Origin of the sequence: Methanosarcina horonobensis HB-1 = JCM 15518 (assembly GCF_000970285.1) — an archaeon.
Taxonomy (GTDB): domain Archaea; phylum Halobacteriota; class Methanosarcinia; order Methanosarcinales; family Methanosarcinaceae; genus Methanosarcina; species Methanosarcina horonobensis.
Genome location: NZ_CP009516.1, coordinates 4,463,041 through 4,484,894, shown reverse-complemented (window position 1 = coordinate 4,484,894; position 21,854 = coordinate 4,463,041). Strand labels below are relative to the sequence as shown.

Genomic DNA, 21,854 nt, shown 5'->3' with positions numbered 1-21,854 from the left:
AGAAGTGAAATAGATAAATAGTAAAGGGTTTGGAGTAGGAGTACTCCTTTTGGAGATTTTGAAGGAGATATCAAATCTTCTTCTATAATAGAAGGGATTTTAAATGCAAAGTCTTAAAAAAATACTTTTTCTCTTGCTGATCATACCCGTAGTTGCAATTGTGGGCTATTATGCGTTGATGCTTCTTGCAGGCGGTCCAGCCTTACCTGATTTTTTTGAAATCAGAAATAACGATACAAAGGCCCATGAAGTAACTGTAGAAGTATTGGACTCGCATAACAGTTCCATATTCAAAGAATCATACAGGCTGCATCCAAACGAAACGATTTATGAGGCAAAGCCGTCTAGTCTTCTACATTCTGTTAATATGAAAGAGTATACATTCAGGACTACACTGGATAATGGAACTGAAGAAGCAAATGTTTCAATACCTTTACATCGTTGGAGCACAGCTATCATAGTTATAGATTGGGAAAACAGGTATCCAATAACGACAATGGTAAAGATAGAAACTGGTAGAGATAGAAATGGTTTTAGAAGATGATTATCCAGGTATTCTCTGACAAGTTTTACGCCATTGAAATTTTGTGAAATCTGTTTTCCCTTTACAATACCAGAAAAGCCTCTCTCCCCATTCGATAGCTTTCGAGTCAGAACTAAACAGGCCTGTGCTTATGTCGTACTCAATACCTTCTTTTTTGTACAGATTCAGAGAAAGACGTTTATCCGTAACAATAAGTCCCACTTTAATATCTTCGTTCATAAGCATTAACTTAAAATTCTTATAACCTTTCAATGTGGCTAGTTTTTTTACGTAAGGTGATCGCTTCAATTCTTCTGCAACGTGAAGAGAAACTATAAGCTCAACAGGGATTCCTTCTTTCACTCTTTCAGAGATAGAATCAGCATATCCTTCGGTTACCACAGACGATATACCATATATATGGTCTGCTTCTTTAATCATTTCTAACTGGTTGTTGTAAACATTAAGGATTTTCATGCCTCGATCCTTGAGGATTTCAGACTCGTGAAGACATCCTATTTCTTTTAACAGAGGACTGGGAATTTCTTCGAGGTAATGTCTCAACCAGAAATGCTTAAATTTATTAATCGCCCAAAATATTACAAAAGAGTCAGCTATTCCTGAAGCCACAATTTTTCCTGCCGGTGTCAGGAAATATTCGCGTTCTTTTGTTTCTATCAAATGATCTGCTTCCAGTCTCCTGAGCTTTGGAATTAGTGCCTGGGACGTGCTCCCGGTAATTTCGCATAACTGGGAAAGCTTTCTGCTTTCTTCGTTTAACGATAGAAGTATCTCTGTTAGAAGTCTTGACCTATGTACTGCCTGAGCGTCATCGTCCATTTTCTTATAAATTTCGAATCCGTTCATTTCCTGTCGCCGCATCTATATATTTTTTTCCTCGCTTTCTTATTAAATTGTTTTGACATAATATATTCTTTTCTTTTGTTAGGGCATGTATATTGCCACCTTTTTTGTTAATTTTATAGCTAAGTGAAGGAAAGAATATGCAGGTTATTTGCTAAAAGTGGGTTGAATTTCAGATGTCAGTTAGAGCTCTGAAATTCCGTCATTTTTGATGAAAAAGAGGACTGGTTTAATGAATGTCAATCGGGCTGATGAAAAGTTCATCATCGTAATAAATGTATAGGAGAAGGTTATGAGACATTTTTGAATGTGAAGTCCAAACAAACTTTCCAGAGCACATTTGAACTTCACATGCCCTGAGGTGAGGAAATGATAGTTTTAAGGGTACTTAAGGTTTGTCTGTTCTTGCCTCGGGAATAAAATCACGAGGTAAAAGAATGATTGCAAACAGAAAATTTGGAGCTGGCGCGCTACTCACCGCAATGCTGCTGATAAGCATGGCATTTGTACCAATGGTAAGCGCCCAAGAAGAAACATTGTCTGATAGCTCAGATATCAAACAAGTTACCTTAACAATGGATCAAAAAGATGGGGTTCTGATAATTCCTCTAGATGACAAAAAGATCACTGACTTGAGCACAGCAAACACTACTAAAAAATCAGCGACAGCTTATCTATCAGGCACCATCGATAAGAACAACTTTGTTGTTCTTGAGGGCATAATCCCACTTGATGGAGAAGAGGAGAAAGTTCAATTATCCGGTGAAGCAACTCAAGTATTCATAGGATGGGATGTTCCAGAAGGAGCCAAACCTATTTACTCTAAAGTAGACAACATGACAATGACCCGTTATGAAGGCGCGAGAGAAATGTACGCAACTTACGTCGATCTTCAAGATAAAAAGGGAAAATACAACTTACATGGAGAATTCTATGAAGATGGAAACGGATGCATTGTTGGGAAAGTTGTAAAGAACGGAATTGAATGTGAAATAGGTCTCTTGGGATCATCTATCAGTATGTATGAAAATGTTAGTCCAACTGCAACAATCAAAAGCAGTAAATTCCTGACTGTTCCTCAAAGAAGTCAATGGGAGATATACACAGAAGAAGGAGACTACGATGCTGCAAGCCAAGCTTGTGGTGAGGCTTCTGCTGCAATGCTTGAAGAATACTGGTCCGGTAACCATCCAACTATATGGAGCATCTGGGATTATAATGGTTGTGCTCCTATGAGTGCTGGACAAGCTCAAGATTATCTGGATCATCAAGGAGTATCTTTAATCAAAGGTTTAAGAACTGGATCACTCTCCATCACTCTCCTATACTATCGATCAAATTGAAGATATGATTGATCGCGGAAGACCGTTCTTTCTTATAGAAGAAAGCAGATGGGGTGTTTGCCATGCAGTAGTTCTTAGAGGATACGACTCCGACGGTGTAAATCCATACTTCCAATTAAATGATCCAAATACTTGGACTGGATCAAATACGATGTATTGGTATAATTCAGCTGATACTACTTTCAACTACGAAGAAAATGTCTATGAGTACATAGGAGCAAGTGATAGCTCCTCAATTGGATATTACTACTTGGGATAAGAGTATGAAATGAAAAGTTTGAAGTGAACTTTTTAGTTCACTCCTTATTTTACCTATGTAATTATGCCGGACGTTATGGTATGGAACTTAAAAATATCTCTACGATATTGCTGATTATTTTTACAATCAATTGCGCATCTGCTACTACGATTACGGTGGATATTAATAATGAGAATAGTAATTTTTCTTCTATACAGGAAGCAATAAACTTTGCACAGGAAAATGACTCAATCCTGATCTACAAAGGAAACTATTCGGAAACTCTTACTATCGATAAACAATTAAAAATCGGTTCTATTTCTCGCAACCCGGAAGATGTAATTATAAACCCTGACTTCTCTTCTCTACCGATAATCCATGTTACATCAGACAATGTAGAAATAACCAACCTGACAATTTCCGGGAACAGCAGTGAAAATCAAACCTTGGGAATCTTATTGGACGGGGTCAGTAACTCGCTTGTTCAAAATAATATCATTTCAAATGTTCAGGATGGCCTTGTTCTAAATACCTCTTCCGGATGCAGCATTGAGAATAATACTCTATTCGCAAACACTCTGCATGGAATCTATCTGATTAATTCGAAAGACAATGATTTGACGAACAATCTCATCATTGGAAATAAACGTGGGCTTTACCTGAATCTATCAAATCAAAATACTTTAGCCAACAACAATGCCAGTAATAATGAAAACTATGGAATTGCTCTCAGGAAATCAAGTGCCAATAACTTAACAAATAACCAGTTTTTCACGAACAAGTACGGGCTTTGTCTAACCGTCTCTCTCGAAAGTATAATAGTGGATAACATTGCTGGTAACAACAAACAATCTGGCTTTCTTTTATGGATCTCAGAGTCAAATAACTTAAAAGATAACATTCTCATAGAAAATGGAAACTCTGGCGTCTATCTTCTATCTTCTGATAGAAATATTCTAGATATAAATAGTTTATCTAATAATTCCAATGGTATTTCAATCGGAGATTCCAGCAATAATCTTGTTACAAACAATACTTTTAGCTCTAATAATGAGTATGGGCTATTCTACTTCTACTCAAATTTAAACAAAAACAACACTAATCAAGGAGAATATTTTTTTAAATAATAAAAAAGGAGACGATAACCTACCTTCTTCCTCCATACCAATTTATATCCTTATTCTTCTGGCAGGAGCCGGTCTTGCATATTACTTACAGAAAAGATCCCTGTTGAAAAAAGCCCTTATAGGCTTAGGCATTTTAACTATAATATCTTTGATTGCAATTGTTGCCTGGTACTTCCCGTTTGAATCTGGTCTTTCCGGGAACAATGTAGAAATTACTGATTTCAGCTGGTATAATTCCTCTAAAATTAATGAGACACATACACAGGTTACTCTGTCAACGGATATTAATTATAGAGATAAACAGGCCTATGAATACAGTTTTGCTGAAAATTCACAAACTGATGTTATCCCGACCAGAATCCAGATACTCTCAAGGGAATATAAACCATATGAAGACGAAGAAATACCTTACACATTACTTTATGAAGAAGATATTATTTTAACGTACCGAAAACCATTCAAATACGAAACTACTCTCGATTTAGAAAATAACATGGAGTACGACGTTCAGACAATAATCGTGTTCGAACGAGAATTTGATTATCCGAACCCATATGGAGAAGAGTTAAGGTGGGAACAACTTGGAGGGTGGCAGCAACTGATATCAACCTGAACAACTTCTGATCTTACCTTTTTTTTCTCCCTGTTCAGGCAGATGTTTGACTATTTAATCGTAAAAACTCGGGTCCCAGTCAGATAAATACCTGACTTTCTGTTCTCTTTTTACAGGTCACCGTTTGAAATGGCAGAATATTAATATTACTTTATTAATATGACCTCTCAAGTTTCAATTATACTAACTTTAAGTCATATTGATCCTGACCTATATTCAATTCTCTAATGGTGCAAATCTCCGAATCTTGAATTTATAAATTCACTAACTCTGACTTCCATAATATAAACCATTAATTTATGATTGCCATGACAAATTCACCACGGCTTATTGCATGGGAACTTACTGCGGGCTGCAACCTGAACTGCGTGCACTGCAGGGGAGCTTCCACCTCCTCGGTTCCCGAAGGCGAGCTTACAACCGAAGAAGCTAAACATTTCATTGACGAGGTTGTAGAGCTTGGAAAACCTATCCTCATCCTGAGCGGAGGCGAGCCTCTTACCAGACCTGACGTTTTTGAAATTGCCAGGTACGGAACAGATGCCGGGCTTCGTGTAGTTCTCGCAACAAACGGGACCCTTCTAACGCCTGAGGTTGTGAAAAAATTGAGAGATGCCGGAGTCCAGCGTCTCAGCATCAGCCTTGACGGAGCTACCGCAAAGACTCATGACGAATTCCGCGGCATGCCAGGGGCTTTTGACAGGACGCTTGCAGGCATCGAAGTCCTCAGGAAAGCGGATTTTCCTTTCCAGATCAACACAACAATCTCGAAACGCAACCTTGAAGAAATCCCAAAGACCTTTGAGCTTGCAAAAGAGCTCGGGGCAGTTGCTTACCATGTCTTTTTCCTTGTGCCCACAGGCAGAGGAGAAGAGTCTGATGAAGTTTCCCCGGCAGACTACGAGCGCATGCTGCACTGGTTCTATGATATGCAGAAAGAATCGGAAATTCAGCTGAAAGCGACCTGTGCTCCTCATTATTTCAGAATCATGCGCCAGCGGGCAAAAAAAGAAGGCATCGAGATCTCCGTAAAAACCCACGGCTACGAAGCCATGACAAAAGGCTGCCTTGGAGGGACTGGGTTCTGTTTCGTATCGAGTGTCGGACAGGTCTATCCCTGCGGCTATCTTCCGGTACTTGCCGGAAATATCAGGGAACAGCCTTTCAAAGAAGTCTGGGAGGACTCCGAGGTCTTCAGGAAACTGAGAAATCCCGAAGAGCTTAAAGGAAAGTGCGGGATATGTGAATACAAAAAAGTCTGTGCAGGCTGCAGGGCAAGAGCCTACGCTGCTACAGGCGACTATCTCGAAGAAGAGCCTTACTGCATATACAGGCCCGGAAAAAAGTAATAGTGATCCAGATGATTGGCATTGAAAATTTAAAAGATCAGCTCCGGAAAGAGGCTGCCGATTTTTCCTGTGACATGGATCATACTGACAGGGAAGTTCCGGTAATAGAACTTGATGAGACGGACAAAAGAATCCTCAACTTTATCCAGCAGGAAGTCCCCCTCGAAGTCGAACCTTTTGCAAGGTTAGGCGAGATTCTCGGGCTTCCGGAAATTGAGGTAATTGAAAGGCTGCGTGAACTCAACAGGAAAGGGGCAGTAAGAAGGGTAGGCCCTGTCCTCAGCACGAGAAATATGGGGGGTGTAAGTACTCTTGTAGCTCTGAAGGTGCCTGAGTCCCGCATAGAGGAAATTGCTATTTTTATTAACGAGTATCCCGAAGTTTCCCATAATTATCTCAGGAGTGCTGCACAATATAATCTCTGGTTCACGCTTTCGGCTCCAAATAAAAACAGGCTTGAGGAAATTCTCAGCGAAATTAGGGAGAAAACAGGCTGTCCTCTTCTTGATCTTCCTACAAAGCACCTGTTTAAGATTCAGGTCAAGTTTGATATCAGGTGAAATTATGGATAAAACGGATGTAAAACTGCTCAAACTCGTGCAGGACGGAATTCCTATCACTCATTCTCCTTTCAAAGGGTTTGCTGCCGAACTTGGAATCAGTGAACAGGAGGTTGTTGACAGGCTTAAAAACCTCCAGAAGGCTGGGAAGATCCGTCGCTTTGCGGCTTCAATAGGGCACAGGGCTATAGGCATAACAGCAAATGCAATGTGTGTCTGGAATGTTCCTGATGAGCAGATCGAAACGGTAGGGAATATCATGGCTGAATTTCCCGAAGTTACGCACTGTTATGAACGCCCCCGCTATCCTGACTGGCAGTATAACCTGTTTACAATGGTCCATTCCTATAACCCCGAAGACTGCGAAAAAGTGGCTGAGAAAATTTCGGGAGCTACCGGAATTAAGGACTACACCCTTTTCTTCAGTGAAAAAGAGTTCAAGAAAACAGGAGTTAGGCTTTAAAGGCTGACTGATTAATGTATTCTTATTGATGTATTTTATATCCCAGGTATAGTATTTTATATTCGAGGTTCCTGAAGATGGCTGAAGCAAACAACTTTCTCCCCCTCATGCTTGACCTTTCAGGCAGGAAAATAGTGATTTTCGGAGGCGGGTCTGTCGGAGAACGCAAGGCTGAACTTTTCTGCGGCTGTGCGGACACCATTGTTGTCAGCCTCGACTTTTCAGAAAGGCTGCAGGAACTTGAGGCATCAGGACAGATCAGGTTGTCAAGACTTGACCTTACGGCAGCAGATGACTCCGAACTCAGGAAAATCATTTCAGGTGCTTTTCTTGTTATCCCTGCAACGAGCAGTTCCGACCTTAACCGGAAGATCACTGATATTGCAGGGGAAAGCGATATTTTGATTAATCAGGTGGATGCTTTAGGTAGTGTTGTAATCCCTTCAGTCATCAAAAGAGGAGACCTTGTGATAGGGATTTCCACCCTCGGGCACAGTCCTGCGGTCTCCAAATACACCCGCAGGCAAATAGAAGGTGTGATAACTCCTGCATATTCCGATATGATCCGGCTTCAGGACGAACTCAGGAGTTACCTCAAGCTGAACGTAAAAGAACAGAAGAAAAGGAAAGCCCTTCTATGGAAAGTCCTTGAAAGCAAAAGTGTCTGGAATGGCTTTTCAGAATCATATGAAAAGGCAGCAAAAGAAGCATATTCAATAATTTCAGGTAATCTCGAATAATCTCTAACGATTTCGGTAATCTCTAACAACATCTAATAGTCTCAAACAATCTTTAACAACTTCGAACAATTATCCTTTAATGGAAACCCTTTGGTGAAAAATGGCTGAGGATTTCCGGACAAAGTTTAATCTACAACTCCTTATATTATTCATTCTATTTCCTTATTCACTCTATCCGGAGGCTCTCTGTGACAGAAATCTCAAGTATGGTTATATCCCATAAAAAAGCAAAAGTTGAGGAAATGGAGTCCGCCTGGCACGGAGATCTGGACGGGCTGCTCCATAACCTGTACAACCATGAGTATGTGTACGAGTGCGTCGTCTTAAAAACCTGCAACCGTGTTGAAATCTACGTTGTTTCCCCCAAGAGCAGCAGTGTACTTTTCTCTTTTGCAAAAGAAATGGGAGCTTCCACCCATATCATTGACTTTTACGGGCATGATGAGTCCCTTGAACACCTGCTCAGGCTTTCAGGGGGGCTTGAATCCATGATTGTAGGAGAAGACCAGATCCTCGGGCAGATAAAGGACCTCTATGCTTATTCAAAGAAAGCCGGAACAACCGGCAAGATTCTTGATACAGCTTTTGATAAGGCTATTCAGGTAGGCAAAAGGATCAGGAATGAGACCCGAATCAATAAAGGTTCGGTCTCCATAGGCTCTGCGGCTGTTGACCTTGCCGAAGATATCTTCGGAGGACTTACGGGAAAATCCGTGCTTGTAATCGGAGCCGGGGAAATAGGAGTCCTGGTCGCAAAAGCTCTTGCCGAAAAAGACATCGAAGCCATTTACATTGCAAACCGTACCTTCAAGAAAGCTGAAGAAATCGCCTACGAACTCGGCGGACACGCAGTCAGGCTTGATGATATCAGGGACTACCTTCCGGGCGCTGATGTCGTGATCAGCGGCACCGGAGCTCCCCATTACATTCTTACTCGGGAAATCGTTGAAGAGGCCATAAATGACAGGGAAAGAAAGCTACTTCTTATCGATATTGCAAATCCCAGAGACATTGAGGAATCCGTTGTGGAGCTCGAAAACGTCGAACTCTGCAATATTGATAACCTTAGGGTCATAAGTGAAAGAACCCTGAAGATGCGAAAAGAAGAGGCAAAAAAGGCTGAAGCCATTATTCAGGAAGAGATCAGGCTTTTGAATCTCCAGTACAAGCGCCAGAAAGCCGACCGTTTGATTTCCGAGCTTTACAAGCAGGTCTATGACGTCCGCATAAGGGAGCGGCAAAAGGCAGTCAACCGACTCAGTTCATATCATACTATAGGAGATATCGAAATCGAGGTGCTTGACGACCTTACTCATTCGATTGTTAACAAGATCCTGGCAGAACCTACCAAAGTCCTCCGTCAGGCTGCAGAACTGGGAAACGAAGAGTTTCTTGATGTGGTCTCAAGGGTCTTCTGCCTCGAAAAGGATAAGGTAAAACTTGAAAAAATAAAACAGGTAAAGTTCGAACAAATAGAACCGGGCTGTACAAAAGAACAGGCAGCGGTTAAAGAGGAGTACGCTGTAAAAGATTAAAGTCAAAGCGTACCGTAAAACAGAATTAATTCACAGGTAAAAATAATCAAACTAAATCAATTTACAGGTAAAACTTTTAATTTCAGGAGTGATCACATGTTTCCAGAAGTCAGGTTGAGAAGGTTGAGAAAAGGGAAGATCAAGGACCTTGTGCGTGAGACCACCTTATCCGTGGACGACCTGGTCATGCCTATTTTCGTGAACGAGAATCTCGATTCACCTGTAGAGATTTCTTCCATGCCGGGAATATACAACCTCCCCCTCTCCGAGGTTGCAAATGAGGCAAAAGAGATTGCAGACCTCGGGATTCCTGCAGTGATCCTTTTCGGAGTTCCAGCATTCAAGGACGCTGAGGGCAGCTCTTCCTGCGGGGAAGCCGATGTGGTCCAGGAAGCTGTAAGGAGGATCAAAGCTGAACTCGGAGACAGGCTTGTGGTGATCACGGACATCTGCATGTGCGAATATACAAGCCATGGGCACTGTGGGATAATTGATTTTGAAACCAAAGAAGTCCTTAATGACCCTACCCTCGAAGTCCTGGGAAAAATTGCCGTGAGCCATGCAAAATCCGGAGCCGACATGGTAGCTCCTTCCGGAATGATGGACGGAATGGTAGATGCAATCCGGCAGGCACTTGACTTTAGAGGATTTGAGAACATTCCAATTATGTCCTATGCCGCAAAGTACCACTCCTGTTTCTATGGACCTTTCAGGGAAGCTGCCGAATCCGGTTATTCCTTCGGAGACCGCTCGACCTACCAGATGGACCCCGCAAACAGCGATGAGGCTCTCAGGGAAGTAACCCTTGACGTGGCAGAAGGGGCGGATATTCTTATGGTAAAGCCTGCTCTTCCTTACCTTGATATCATATACAGGGTCAAGAGCGAGTTTGGCATGCCAACAGCCGCGTACAATGTAAGCGGAGAGTATTCTATGATCAAAGCCGCTGCAGCCAATGGGTGGATTGATGAGAAAAAAGCTATTTATGAGTCCCTTATCTCTATCAAAAGGGCTGGGGCGGATTTCATTATTACTTACTTTGCAAAAGATGCTGCTCGAATGTTGAAATAACAGTTTCTTTTCCATGCATTCCTGTTTTTAAGGGGTTTCATTCAGGTTTTTCTTTTCCCCTCCTTTTTATATTTTGTTTCTGAATTTGCCTGTTAATTTGCCTGTATGCAACCATCATAATTACTATATTCGATCATCATAACTACCTGTATGCAGTCATGATAACTACCTCTATCAATAACTGCTTAATAGGGGAAGGCTCTGTTATAAGGATAAGTAAGGAGCACAGAAAAGAGAATTAGCTTAATCCAGAGGCTTGCTATAAGTCAGAGCTTACTATAATTCGGAATTATTCCGAAGCTTCTTCACTTTGATTAATCCATTAAATTTAACCAGTTACTCAATTTAACTATTTACACCCCTTTATCAAAGTTAAGTCCATCCGGTGAGATTTCATGATATCTGAGGTTACACTTGAGAAGTCCAGACAGATGTATGAGAAAGCAAAAACCCTTATTCCGGGCGGGGTTAGCAGCCCGGTGAGAGCAATCAAGCCCTATCCTTTCTATACCGCGTCGGCGGATGGCTCAAAGATAAGGGATCTTGACGGAAACGAATACATTGACTACTGCCTCGCCTACGGTCCTGCTGTCCTCGGGCACAACCACCCGGTAATAAAGGAAGCAATCAAGCAACAGCTTGATAAGGGCTGGCTCTACGGGACACCTACCGAGCTTGAAGTGAACCTTGCTGAAAAGGTTGCAAGCTATTATCCCAGCATTGACATGCTCCGTTTCGTATCCACAGGCACGGAAGCAACCATGAGTGCCCTCCGCCTTGCCCGCGGTTTTACACGTAGAAATAAATTCATCAAGATCGAAGGCGGATTTCACGGTGCTCATGACGCCGTTCTTGTAAAGGCAGGTTCCGGGGCTACGACCCTTGGAGAACCCGATTCCCTTGGAATTCCTGCAGATTTCACGAAGCATACCCTGCAGGCTCCATACAATGATATTGAAATTATGACCGGGCTTGTTGAAAAGAACAGGGATGACCTTGCAGCAGTGATCATAGAACCCGTGCTTGGCAATATAGGGCCTGTTCTTCCATTGCCGGGATACCTTGAAGAGCTCAGAAAACTCACGGAAGAAAACGATGTGCTTCTCATTTTCGATGAGGTCATCACAGGGTTCAGGCTCGCAATGGGAGGGGCGCAGGAATACTTCGGGGTCGTGCCTGACATGACCACCCTCGGAAAGATAGTGGGCGGAGGTCTACCCATAGGAGTCTTCGGAGGTAAGCGTGAGATTATGGAAATGATCGCACCCTCAGGAGCTGTCTACCAGGCAGGAACCTTCAGCGGGAGCCCGTGTTCCGTGGCTGCAGGCATTGCCATGGTTGATTACCTGAAAGAGGAAAGAGTTCATGAAAAACTGAATTCGACAGGAGACTACATGAGAGCTGTACTTTCCGAAATCGTTGAGGATGAAGGGCTTGCTTACAATGTATGCGGAATTGCTTCCATGTTCAAGATCTTCTTCGGGGACGAGCCTCATAACTATCAGGAGGTCCTGAAATGTGACAAGGAAGGATACCTTGCTTTCTTCCACAGGATGCTTGCAAGCGGGGTTTTCCTGCCTCCGTCCCAGTTTGAGACCAATTTCATATCTGCAGCCCACAGTGACGAAGATATTGAAAAGACCCTTGAAGCTTATATGGAAAATCTCTGAGAACTTATATCTCTGAAAAATCATACTTCTGAGAACTTATGTTTCTCAGAACTTATGTTTGAAAACGTTTGAGGATTCTACATGATAATAGGTACCCGGGGCAGCCAGCTTGCGCTTGCCCAGACCAGAAATGTTGCAAACCTGCTTAAAGAGCAGGGCGTTGAAACCAGTATTAAGATAATAAAAACCAGCGGAGATCGGTTTACTGACCGCCCTCTGCATGCCGTATCCGGAGGAGTTGGGGCTTTTGTCCGGGAGCTGGACGATGTTATGCTTGCAGGAGAAATCGATATCGCTGTCCATTCTATGAAGGATATGCCCACGATCCGTCCGCAGACTCTTCCTACTGCTGCGGTTCTGAAGCGCGACACCCCATTTGATGTCCTGATCACATATGACGGGACTCCTCTTGACGAACTGCCCGAACAGTCCATTATAGGTACCAGTTCCCTGAGAAGGACTGCCCAGATCAAGAGGTACAGGCCTGACCTTATTACCCAGGATCTCAGAGGCAACATCGATACCAGGCTCAGAAAACTTAAAGAAGGGCAGTATGACGGAATTCTGCTCGCAAAAGCAGGTCTCGAACGCATGGGCTGGGAGATCGAAGGAGAAATCCTTTCCCCTGACTTTTTTTGCCCTTCCCCTAACCAGGGTACGGTTGCAATAGTAACAAGAGCAGGTACTGAAGCTGAAGCCGCAGTTTCCATGCTTGACCATACCGAGAGCCGGATTGCTACCGAAATTGAACGTATCCTTATTTCAGAGCTCGGAGGGGGCTGTACAACTCCCGTAGGCTCGTATGCTGAAATTACACCCGATAAAACAGAAATTCATGTTAGGGCTGAAGTCCTTTCCCTTGACGGCGGGGAAGCTGTCAGGATTGATGAATTTATCCCTATGCGCGGTGGCATTGAGAAAGCCAGGGAACTCGGGCACAGGCTTGTGGAAATGGGAGGCAGGAGGCTGGCTGAAGAAGCGCTCCTTCAGATTTCCAGAAACGCATCCGGTTCAGAAAATTCGTACGACTACTGATGCAGAAACTGCCTGTGGGCAGGAAACGGAGTTATTTAATGTATACTCTCACCGGACTTAAATTAAAAAATCCTACTATTCTTGCAGCCGGGGTGCTAGGGACAACCGGCGCTTCCCTCTGCAGGGTCGCACGTGAAGGGGGAGCTGGTGCAGTTGTGACCAAATCAATAGGTCCTGCCCCAAAGACCGGACACCCAAACCCGAGCATGATCAGGCTGGACTGCGGCTTTTTAAATGCCATGGGGCTTCCGAATCCTTCCTATCCCGGCTTCCTTCAGGAGCTCGAGTTTGCAAAAGAGAACTCCGCAGCCCCTGTGATTGCAAGTATTTTTGGCGGTACTCCTTCCGAGTTTGCTGAAGTTGCCGAGGGCCTGCTTCCTTCAAAGCCTGATGCTTTCGAACTTAATGTGAGCTGCCCTCATGCTGAGGGTTACGGGGCTGCAATAGGTTCGAATCCCTGCCTTGTTGAGGCAGTTACGGCAGCAGTGAAGGACGTTGTTAATGTCCCTGTCTGGGTTAAGCTGACTCCCAATGTTGCGGATATCACATGCATCGGAAATGCAGCCGAGTCCGGGGGTGCGGACGCTGTTGTTGCAATCAACACAGTAAAAGGAATGGCTATTGACATTGAATCCGGATTTCCTGTGCTTGGAAACCGTTCAGGAGGGCTTTCCGGAAAAGCTGTAAAACCCGTAGCCATCAAATGTGTTTACGACCTTTACACTGCTCTCGAAATCCCGGTAATTGGTGTAGGGGGGGTTTCTTCCTGGAAGGACGCTGTAGAAATGATGATGGCAGGGGCAGCAGCTGTCCAGGTCGGGTCTGCGGTATATGACAGGGTCGATGTATTCTCTGAAATCGATTCGGGAATAGAAGCCTTCCTCAGGAGAAAAGGCTATTCGGATATAAAGAAAATCATAGGGCTTGCCCACGAGGTGGTCTGATGCTTCCTCTTAATGCCATAATAACACAGATAACTGAAGAATCTCCCCTGGTCAGGACTTTTTTCTTTGACCACAGGTTTGAGGATATGGAGCCAGGCCAGTTTGTTATGGTCTGGGTCAGGGGCGTGGACGAGGTTCCCATGGGGCTCTCCAGAAATAATTCCATAACCGTCCAGAAAGTAGGTGAGGCAACCTCAAAACTCTTCGAGTTAAAAGAAGGAGATTCCTTCGGGCTCAGGGGTCCTTTCGGAAAGGGCTTTACTCTTCCTGCTAAAGATGAAAAATTACTCATTATTGCCGGCGGGGTCGGAGCTGCTCCCCTGTCTCCGTATGCAGAGGCAGCCTCTGCAGCAGGTGCGGAAGTGAATACTGTTCTTGGGGCACGGAATGCAGGAGACCTTCTTTTTGAAGAGCGCTTCGAAGCTCTCGGAAAGGTATATGTGTCTACCGATGATGGTTCAAAAGGAGTTAAAGGGTTTGTAACCGATGCCCTCAAAAACCTCGATGTTGCAGCTTATGATAGAATTGCTGTCTGCGGGCCTGAAATAATGATGGCTTCGGTTTTCAGGCTCCTTGAAGAGAAGAAAGTTCTGGAAAAGTCAGAGTTCAGCCTGCACCGCTATTTCAAATGCGGTATCGGAGTCTGCGGGGCATGCTGCATTGATCAGTCAGGACTCAGGGTCTGTAAGGATGGACCTGTGTTTTCAGGAGTTCAACTAATTGGTTCGGAACTCGGAAAATATTCACGTGATGCCAGCGGGCGAAGAGTTAAAATTTAAGTTTTGATATATCCTTTTAAAAAATGAAAGAAAGCGGATAAAAAGCTCCGTAAAAAGAGGACGAGGAAGGCAAAACTATGATTGGAAGGTTCAGGTCAGGAGATAACGTTTTTTATGGAGAAATCGAGAATGGGCGGGTATATCCCAATGGAGGAACTTCTGCCGGGACATTTGAACTCTCGGAACTTCGTGTTCTGCCCCCTTCCTTTCCTTCTAAAATTGTCTGTGTCGGCCTGAACTATAAGGATCATGCCGAAGAGTTTTCCATGGAAATTCCTGAGACCCCTGTTCTCTTTTTAAAGCCTCCTTCTGCGGTTATAGGGCATGGAGACAAGATCATTTTCCCTCCATCCAGTTCGAGGGTTGATTATGAAGCCGAACTTGCAGTCGTGATCGGAAAGCGCTGTAAAAACATCTCAGCCGAAAGGGCCGGGGATGTCATTGCAGGCTATACCTGCTTTAATGATGTGACCGCACGTGATCTCCAGCGAAAAGACGGGCAGTGGACAAGGGCAAAAAGTTTTGATACATTTGCAGCCCTGGGGCCCTATATTGTCTCTACGGAAGAAATCGATATTTCAGATACGAACATTACCTGCAGGGTAAACGGGGTGACAAAACAGGCATCAAGCACTTCAAACCTGATTTTTGACATTCCCTATCTTATCGAATTCATCACCGAGATTATGACTCTGGAAGTAGGAGATGTGATTGCTACCGGTACACCCTCCGGGGTTGGAGAACTTCATAGGGGAGATACTGTGGAAATTGAGATCCAGGGAATAGGAACACTTAGAAACGAGGTCGTATGATGCTGCTTGAGCATATTGCAACTGAGCTTGACCTTACAGAGCGCCACTTGATTGTACTCAAAAAGGTAATCGAAGAAGGTCCCATAGGAATCCTTAAACTTGCAGAAGTTACCGGGATGCAGAACCATAAGGTACGCTATTCTCTTCGAGTCCTCGAACAGGCAAACCTTATCAAACCTTCAGCTCAGGGGGCTGTTCCAGGGGATGCTGTCCCTAAGTTCCTGCAGGACTTTGAGAGTGAACTCGGCAAGATCAATGAGAAAGTATCCCGTATCCGGGAAATTGAAGCTGCCATTCCAAAATAAAGGCTCTAACCCTGAAGGCCCTTCCAGAGTGTGCTTTTTTGCTACAGGGTTCTTTTCCTGAAATCCAGGGGTTCGGTGACTTTTTATAATCCTATTTACATGTTTTTTCCGCAATCATCAGATTCAATATCTATCTGGAAATGCCTACCTTTCCGTAGGTTTACCTACACACGATTAGATTTACTTAATATTCTCATCATACAATCACGGTTAAATCAAGGTTTACTCCTGGAGAAGCTTCTATGACATTAAATCCTGAAGATATTAAAATAATTGAAAAATACGCCCTTCAAAACGCTGTAAAATACGGAAAAGCCCCTCAGCCTAAAGCTGTTATGGGTAAAGTTATGGGGGAATGCCCTCAGTTAAGAGCTGACCCCAGTGGAGTATCTGCTGCTCTTGAAAGTATTGTTTCCGAAATTGCTAAAGGAAGCCCTGAAGCCTGGGAAGCCCGCCTGTCGGAAATAGCTCCTGAACTTATAGAAGCTCTGAGTGTAAAAAAAGAGCCTGACAAAGGCTTAAAACCCCTTCCGGGGGCAGAAACAGGTAAAGTTGTAATGCGCTTTGCCCCTAACCCCAATGGACCTGCGACCCTTGGCAGTTCTAGGGGGATGGTGGTCAATTCCGAGTATGTGAAAATGTATGATGGAAAATTTATCCTGCGTTTTGACGACACTGATCCGGATATAAAACGCCCCATGCTTGAGGCCTATGACTGGTACCTGGATGACTTCAAATGGCTCGGTGTTGTACCTGACCAGGTTGTTTATGCCTCAGATCATTTTCCTATCTATTACGATTACGCAAGAAAGCTCATCGAAATAGGCAAAGCGTATGTCTGTTTCTGTAGAGGGGAAGAATTCAAACAATTAAAGGATGCCAAGCAGGCATGCCCGCATAGGGATGCAAGCCCTGAAGAAAACCTCATGCACTGGGAAAAGATGCTTGCCGGGGAATACGAAGACCAGCAGGCCGTGCTGCGTATAAAGACCGATATAGAGCACAAAGACCCTGCACTTCGGGACTGGGGAGCATTCAGGATCAGAAAAATGTCCCATCCCCGCCCTGAAATCGGAAATAAGTATATTGTCTGGCCCCTTCTTGACTTTGCAGGCGCTATCGAAGACCACGAGCTTGGTATGACCCACATTATTCGGGGCAAAGACCTTATAGACAGCGAAAAACGGCAGGGATATATCTATAAATATTTTGGCTGGAAATACCCTAAAACAACCCACTGGGGCAGGGTTAAGATTCATGAGTTCGGAAAGTTCAGCACAAGCACTCTTAGGAAATCTATCGAAGCCGGAGAATACAGCGGCTGGGATGATCCCCGCCTGCCGACAATCCGTGCAATCAGGCGCCGCGGAATACAGGCTGAAGCTCTCAAAAAGTTCATGATTGAGATGGGAGTCGGGATGACTGACGTGAGCATTAGTATGGAGTCCCTCTATGCCGAGAACCGCAAAATCGTGGACCCCATTGCAAACAGATACTTCTTTGTCTGGGACCCTGTTGAACTTGAAATTGAAGGTATGAAGCCTGTAGTTGCAAAGGTTCCCCGCCACCCCACAAACCATGCAAGAGGAATGAGGGAAATCCCTATAGAAAATAAGGTTCTTGTCTGTTCAGAAGATATCGAAAAACTCAATGTAGGTTCTGTCCTTCGCTTAAAAGACCTCTGCAACGTTGAGATTACATCTCTTTCTCCACTGCGGGTAAAACGCTCCGAAACCTCTCTCGAAGACCTCAAAAAAGCAAAAGGGAAAATTATCCACTGGGCACCCATTGACGGAATTCCTGTAAAAGTTCGCGGACCTGAGGGCGATATCGAAGGAATTGGAGAGCGTGGGATTGAGACCGAGCTTGATAAAATAGTCCAGTTTGAACGCTTCGGTTTCTGCAGAATCGACGCCGTAAACGGAGAAGAAGTTGTGGCGTACTTTGCCCACAAGTGATTTTTCAAAATGAAAAGGGGTAGAGAACTGTCCTTTTTCTTTTATCTACTTTCCTTTTTCTTTTATCTACTTTCCTTTAACTTTGAGCTTTCTTCGTTATTCACTTAAATTTTGCTATTTTTTGTTCATTATTTGTTATTTGATGTTATTTCTTTCCAATTTTCTCATATAAATGCAAAATCTTTTATAATATAACCCTTATGAACCTTATATGTCGACTCAGTAATATAAACAAAACACTAAATAGCTACAAACTTCTCACAGGAATCGACTGGCTGGATGTCTGATTGGTGAGCAGATAATAGTTGATCAAAGGAGTAAATTCCTGTGGTCAGCAACGAAGTTTGAACGCTATAAAGTAAAACTCTAATTTCAACTCTACCTCCAGTGACTGATCCCTATAATGTAATTGGAGAATGAAAATCCTCTGCACCGTGTCCGCCCCACAAAACGCAGAGAATCGAATTGGATAGATTCAAAAATATTACGCAGACGTAATTAGATTTTTGAATTACCGTATAGATCCGGCATAATTAGATGTTTAATACATACTCGGTCTAATTAGATAGTTCGGAAAAACATTATGAGTACGACGTAATATGGAATTTTGAGAAATATCCGGGAAAGATTTACGATCATCCTGGAGTTTTTGAGTTTACTCAAATTCTAAATCCAATCCAGAGGCGATACGATGCTAAAAATGAAGCAGGAAACCCTATTCCTTACAGCATGTCTTATTATGACAACCGTATCAGCTGTTGGAGATCTATAGTTACCTATAGTTTTTTGAGTTAACCCAAAATTCTGAATCCAACCCAAAGGTGATACGATGCTAAAAAGACAGATAGGAACCCTATTCCTAGCAGCATGCCTTATTTTAACAACCGTACCCGCGGCGTTAGGCGCACAGAATACAGTAACCGTAAGTCCGACCTCCGGGTCAGATGCCCAAACTGCAATCAATAACGCAATAAATTCCGTAGCATCAGGAGCAACAGCAAGCAACCCTGGATATGTTATCCTCAGTGCTGGCACTTATGAGATAAGTGCACCTATAATTTTGAAATCCAATGTAGTACTGAAAGGTGCAGGCGACAGTACAATAATCTTTGCTAAAGGTTCAGTCTGCAATTCCGAAGGATCACCTGCATATATATTCGGATCAGGTGTTTCTAACGTTGAAATATCCCATCTTCAATTTCAGAGTACAGCAACCGGACCTGGTGATGGAGGTCATGGAGCCTATCGAAACTGCATAAAATTCACATCTGTAACCGATAGTAAAGTACATGATATCTTACTTACTCGCTATCTGTATGGTGATGGTGTTAGAATCAGTAAGAGTTCTGGAATAGAGGTATATAACTGCAGAATGCAGTCCTCAGGACACGATGGCGTATCATTTTTGTCCGGCACCAAGGATTCCAGAATGTATAACTGTTATGTTGAGGTTCAGACCAACACAGGTGCCAGGGTAGACAACTGCGCAAATATTGAGGTTGACCATAATACCTTCACAGGTAGCGCAGGGTCCGGATGGTGCTGTGTTGAGCTGGAAAATACACTGACAAATGTGAATGTCCATCACAACATTATGCATGATTACAAAGGATCAAGCAGCAGTGCAGGCATTGGAAACTGGAATGCAAAAGGGTCAATTAGCGTTCATGATAACGTTATGTGGAACGTGTCCCCTTACGTTGAGGTAGGATCAGGCACAAACATACTGGGCCCATCCGATCACAGTGTTGAGAATTGGGTAGCCAAAGGGTACGGATATGGCTCTCTTGACAACTAATTCAATAGACACGATAACACGCTCTATATTAAGAGTCCTGCATATGCATTCAGCAAAGCAGGAAAGTCACTGTCAGCTTGATAGTAAAGAACTTGACAGGAAGTAATAAAGTAATATAGCCTGATATATTACAGTAAAAAGCAGTAAATATTTTAAACCAAATGTATTAACCAGACATATTTAAACCAAATATATTAAAAATAGGATCAAGGGTAAGAAGAACGACTCCATCTAACTGACTGGCCTTCTTATCCCTTTTTTATATTTAAAAGGGCTTTTTATCCATTATTTTTAAATAAAACCACCAAAAAATTTAATAATAATGGACGGTGGAGGTCTTTGATTTTGTCTGAGAAAATTGATGTTTTTACCTTGTTCTGGTAGATTTAGCTTTTCTTGGGCTTTTTCCGCAACTGGCCCTACAATCCATTATCTTCTCTTTATTTTTAGTTAAGTTAAGTTGGATATCCTTCAGTTTTTCTGTGGAGCACCCAGGTAAGCCTTGATTTTTCTCTTTTCTTCACTTTCTCCGCTTCATGAGATAAGCTGCTCCTACCACCAGAACTGTAACTGCAAGACTAGGTGCTGGGGCTGCGTTTTCTTCTGAAGCTTCCGCTTCGGGGGGTTTTTCTTCAGTTGCTTCTGTTTGTCTTTCTACAGGGGCCATAGTCTCATTTTCTGCTTTCTCTCTGGCCGATATGCCCTGTTCGTAAGCTTCGGCATCCAGTTTGCTTTCCAGGGCTGTAATACCACTCCGGACTTTCGGGAAGAGCGGGGAATTATCCGATCCGCCTCCTGTTATCGCATATGAAGCATCACATATTCCATTGCTGTTTTCATCCGTACAGGTCTCGCTGTAGCCTTTACCCTCAAGGTCTGCCCAGAAATTCCCGCCGATATAAGGACCCCTGATAAGGTTACTTTTGACCGTAAGGGTACTCTGCCAGCTATTATCCGCGTTTACGGCATTGCCTTCTACGTTTTCGGCGTTTTTGAAGTAATTATTAAAGAAAATGTTTCTGCTGCTTTCTTCCAGAGAAACTCCGAGCCCGTAGTTATAAGCAATAAGGTTATCCTGAATAGTGTTCGATTTAGAGCCTTCGAGCCTTAGTCCTATTTCGTTCAGGGTTATTATATTCCCGTTTATGTCATTACTCTCTGCATCCTGCAGAAGAATTCCATATTCTGCATTCTGTACCCTGTTATTGTTGATATAGCAGTTCTTAGCCCCTTTGAGTAAAATTCCTGCTTTTTCCGAATCCCCTACTCCAAAACCGCTGAATGTTGCTCTTTCTGCTGTTATTTCTACAACGCTTTCCGCAGGGTCAGCTGGCTTTACAACCGTATTTTCAGGGTTTCTTGAGTCTGACCAGACTCTTACCTGTTTGTCTATTTTGAGGTTTTCAACATAAGTTCCGGGACTTACAAAAATAGTGTCTCCGGCATTTGCAGCGTCTACTGCAGCCTGTATTGTAGTATAGCCTCCTTCTACTGAAGGATCTACCTTTAAATTTGCTGCAGAAGCAGAAGAAGATGTGAATATAACTGCCAGAATAAGTGCGGCTATTATTTTTATTGCCAGTAGGTTCCTTTCTTTTGTATTTTCCATCATCAGTTCCCCTTTTACTCTTCCATTTCTTTATAATTCCTTCATTTTGTTTTATCTTTTTAAAAGCTTCTAATTCTCTTTTCTTCGGATTTTGTCCGGGCAATGTTGCAAATTTGCTGTAAAATCAAAGTCAAATTATTGAATACTGAATGAAATTTGGTTCTTTTAATGTTGAATTTCTTCCTCAATAACTTATTGAGATTTGTGATTTTACAGAAAATTAGGTACACTGCCATTTTGTCTGAAAAGATATATCTTTGGAATCATAATTTCTGAACAATTGTCCTTGAAAAGTAGAGATAATAGATTAAAATAGGAATTTGTTTATTAACTGGTCGGTTCTGGTAAATCCGACTGTAAAACTGAAGCTATGATATGAAGTCTAAAACTCTATTTTAATATTTTTTCTGGTAAATAAATAGAAATATCCCACACTATTTAATCCTTCTGTCCACTCCATCAAACAACCTGGAGATATGTAGAATAATATATAAATCTAGTATATTTGTTATCAATTT

The 21,854-nt window shown here is 42.9% G+C and carries 21 protein-coding genes; 19 read left to right on the top strand and 2 right to left on the bottom strand.

Annotated elements, in window-relative coordinates; all coding sequences use genetic code 11:
• The first annotated feature begins 103 nt into the window (after window positions 1-103).
• Entirely contained in the window at window positions 104-544 is a 441-nt protein-coding gene (locus tag MSHOH_RS19525; protein ID WP_048142198.1) for a hypothetical protein, read from the top strand.
• Here the strand turns inward: MSHOH_RS19525 and MSHOH_RS19520 are convergent, their stop codons facing one another.
• A complete protein-coding gene (locus tag MSHOH_RS19520) occupies window positions 545-1,390 on the bottom strand; it encodes a helix-turn-helix transcriptional regulator (protein ID WP_048142188.1) in 846 nt (281 codons plus the stop codon).
• Window positions 1,391-1,824: 434 nt separating this feature from the next.
• Between MSHOH_RS19520 and MSHOH_RS19515 the strand changes: the two genes are divergently transcribed.
• The 18 genes from MSHOH_RS19515 (at window position 1,825) to MSHOH_RS19435 (ending at window position 19,727) form a co-directional block, all read left to right on the top strand.
• Complete coding sequence (locus MSHOH_RS19515) at window positions 1,825-2,730, top strand: hypothetical protein (protein ID WP_048142186.1); 906 nt, start codon at window positions 1,825-1,827, stop codon at window positions 2,728-2,730.
• Between the two features lie 4 nt (window positions 2,731-2,734).
• Complete coding sequence (locus MSHOH_RS23240) at window positions 2,735-2,989, top strand: hypothetical protein (RefSeq protein WP_082089428.1); 255 nt, start codon at window positions 2,735-2,737, stop codon at window positions 2,987-2,989.
• Window positions 2,990-3,069: 80 nt separating this feature from the next.
• Window positions 3,070-4,095 carry a right-handed parallel beta-helix repeat-containing protein gene (locus MSHOH_RS19510; RefSeq protein WP_048142184.1) on the top strand — a complete coding sequence of 342 codons (1,026 nt, stop codon included), beginning with the start codon at window positions 3,070-3,072 and terminating at the stop codon, window positions 4,093-4,095.
• A 148-nt stretch (window positions 4,096-4,243) separates the two neighbouring features.
• Window positions 4,244-4,708, top strand: a complete 465-nt coding sequence (locus MSHOH_RS19505; protein WP_162197663.1) for a hypothetical protein — start codon at window positions 4,244-4,246, stop codon at window positions 4,706-4,708.
• Window positions 4,709-5,007: 299 nt separating this feature from the next.
• On the top strand, window positions 5,008-6,057 hold the full coding sequence (ahbD, locus tag MSHOH_RS19500) for a heme b synthase (RefSeq protein WP_048142181.1): 1,050 nt from the start codon (window positions 5,008-5,010) through the stop codon (window positions 6,055-6,057).
• Between the two features lie 11 nt (window positions 6,058-6,068).
• Window positions 6,069-6,617, top strand: a complete 549-nt coding sequence (gene ahbA, locus MSHOH_RS19495; RefSeq protein ID WP_048143667.1) for a siroheme decarboxylase subunit alpha — start codon at window positions 6,069-6,071, stop codon at window positions 6,615-6,617.
• Window positions 6,618-6,621: 4 nt separating this feature from the next.
• Window positions 6,622-7,080, top strand: coding sequence for a siroheme decarboxylase subunit beta (gene ahbB / locus MSHOH_RS19490; RefSeq protein WP_048142179.1), 459 nt, complete (start codon window positions 6,622-6,624; stop codon window positions 7,078-7,080).
• Between the two features lie 77 nt (window positions 7,081-7,157).
• Entirely contained in the window at window positions 7,158-7,820 is a 663-nt protein-coding gene (locus MSHOH_RS19485; protein ID WP_048142178.1) for a precorrin-2 dehydrogenase/sirohydrochlorin ferrochelatase family protein, read from the top strand.
• A 188-nt stretch (window positions 7,821-8,008) separates the two neighbouring features.
• Window positions 8,009-9,355 (top strand): glutamyl-tRNA reductase, encoded by a 1,347-nt coding sequence (gene hemA / locus MSHOH_RS19480; protein ID WP_048142176.1) that lies wholly within the window; start codon window positions 8,009-8,011, stop codon window positions 9,353-9,355.
• Between the two features lie 96 nt (window positions 9,356-9,451).
• Window positions 9,452-10,426 (top strand): porphobilinogen synthase, encoded by a 975-nt coding sequence (gene hemB / locus MSHOH_RS19475; protein WP_048142174.1) that lies wholly within the window; start codon window positions 9,452-9,454, stop codon window positions 10,424-10,426.
• A gap of 395 nt (window positions 10,427-10,821) precedes the next feature.
• On the top strand, window positions 10,822-12,096 hold the full coding sequence (hemL, locus tag MSHOH_RS19470) for a glutamate-1-semialdehyde 2,1-aminomutase (RefSeq protein WP_048142172.1): 1,275 nt from the start codon (window positions 10,822-10,824) through the stop codon (window positions 12,094-12,096).
• An 81-nt stretch (window positions 12,097-12,177) separates the two neighbouring features.
• Window positions 12,178-13,131, top strand: coding sequence for a hydroxymethylbilane synthase (gene hemC, locus MSHOH_RS19465; RefSeq protein ID WP_048142170.1), 954 nt, complete (start codon window positions 12,178-12,180; stop codon window positions 13,129-13,131).
• Window positions 13,132-13,169: 38 nt separating this feature from the next.
• Window positions 13,170-14,075 (top strand): dihydroorotate dehydrogenase, encoded by a 906-nt coding sequence (locus MSHOH_RS19460; protein WP_048143666.1) that lies wholly within the window; start codon window positions 13,170-13,172, stop codon window positions 14,073-14,075.
• Window positions 14,075-14,854: a dihydroorotate dehydrogenase electron transfer subunit gene (locus tag MSHOH_RS19455; RefSeq protein ID WP_048142169.1), complete on the top strand. Its 780-nt coding sequence runs from the start codon at window positions 14,075-14,077 to the stop codon at window positions 14,852-14,854. The genes MSHOH_RS19460 and MSHOH_RS19455 overlap by 1 nt, the downstream gene beginning before the upstream one ends.
• A gap of 77 nt (window positions 14,855-14,931) precedes the next feature.
• Entirely contained in the window at window positions 14,932-15,666 is a 735-nt protein-coding gene (locus MSHOH_RS19450; RefSeq protein WP_048142167.1) for a fumarylacetoacetate hydrolase family protein, read from the top strand.
• Window positions 15,666-15,971 carry a hypothetical protein gene (locus tag MSHOH_RS19445; protein WP_052730942.1) on the top strand — a complete coding sequence of 102 codons (306 nt, stop codon included), beginning with the start codon at window positions 15,666-15,668 and terminating at the stop codon, window positions 15,969-15,971. The genes MSHOH_RS19450 and MSHOH_RS19445 overlap by 1 nt, the downstream gene beginning before the upstream one ends.
• A 242-nt stretch (window positions 15,972-16,213) precedes the next feature.
• Window positions 16,214-17,929 (top strand): glutamate--tRNA ligase, encoded by a 1,716-nt coding sequence (locus MSHOH_RS19440; RefSeq protein WP_048142166.1) that lies wholly within the window; start codon window positions 16,214-16,216, stop codon window positions 17,927-17,929.
• Between the two features lie 829 nt (window positions 17,930-18,758).
• Window positions 18,759-19,727 carry a right-handed parallel beta-helix repeat-containing protein gene (locus MSHOH_RS19435; RefSeq protein WP_048143664.1) on the top strand — a complete coding sequence of 323 codons (969 nt, stop codon included), beginning with the start codon at window positions 18,759-18,761 and terminating at the stop codon, window positions 19,725-19,727.
• Between the two features lie 520 nt (window positions 19,728-20,247).
• On the opposite strand, the gene MSHOH_RS19430 is transcribed toward MSHOH_RS19435, so the two are convergent.
• Window positions 20,248-21,336 carry a right-handed parallel beta-helix repeat-containing protein gene (locus tag MSHOH_RS19430; protein WP_048142165.1) on the bottom strand — a complete coding sequence of 363 codons (1,089 nt, stop codon included), beginning with the start codon at window positions 21,334-21,336 and terminating at the stop codon, window positions 20,248-20,250.
• Window positions 21,337-21,854: the final 518 nt, after the last annotated feature.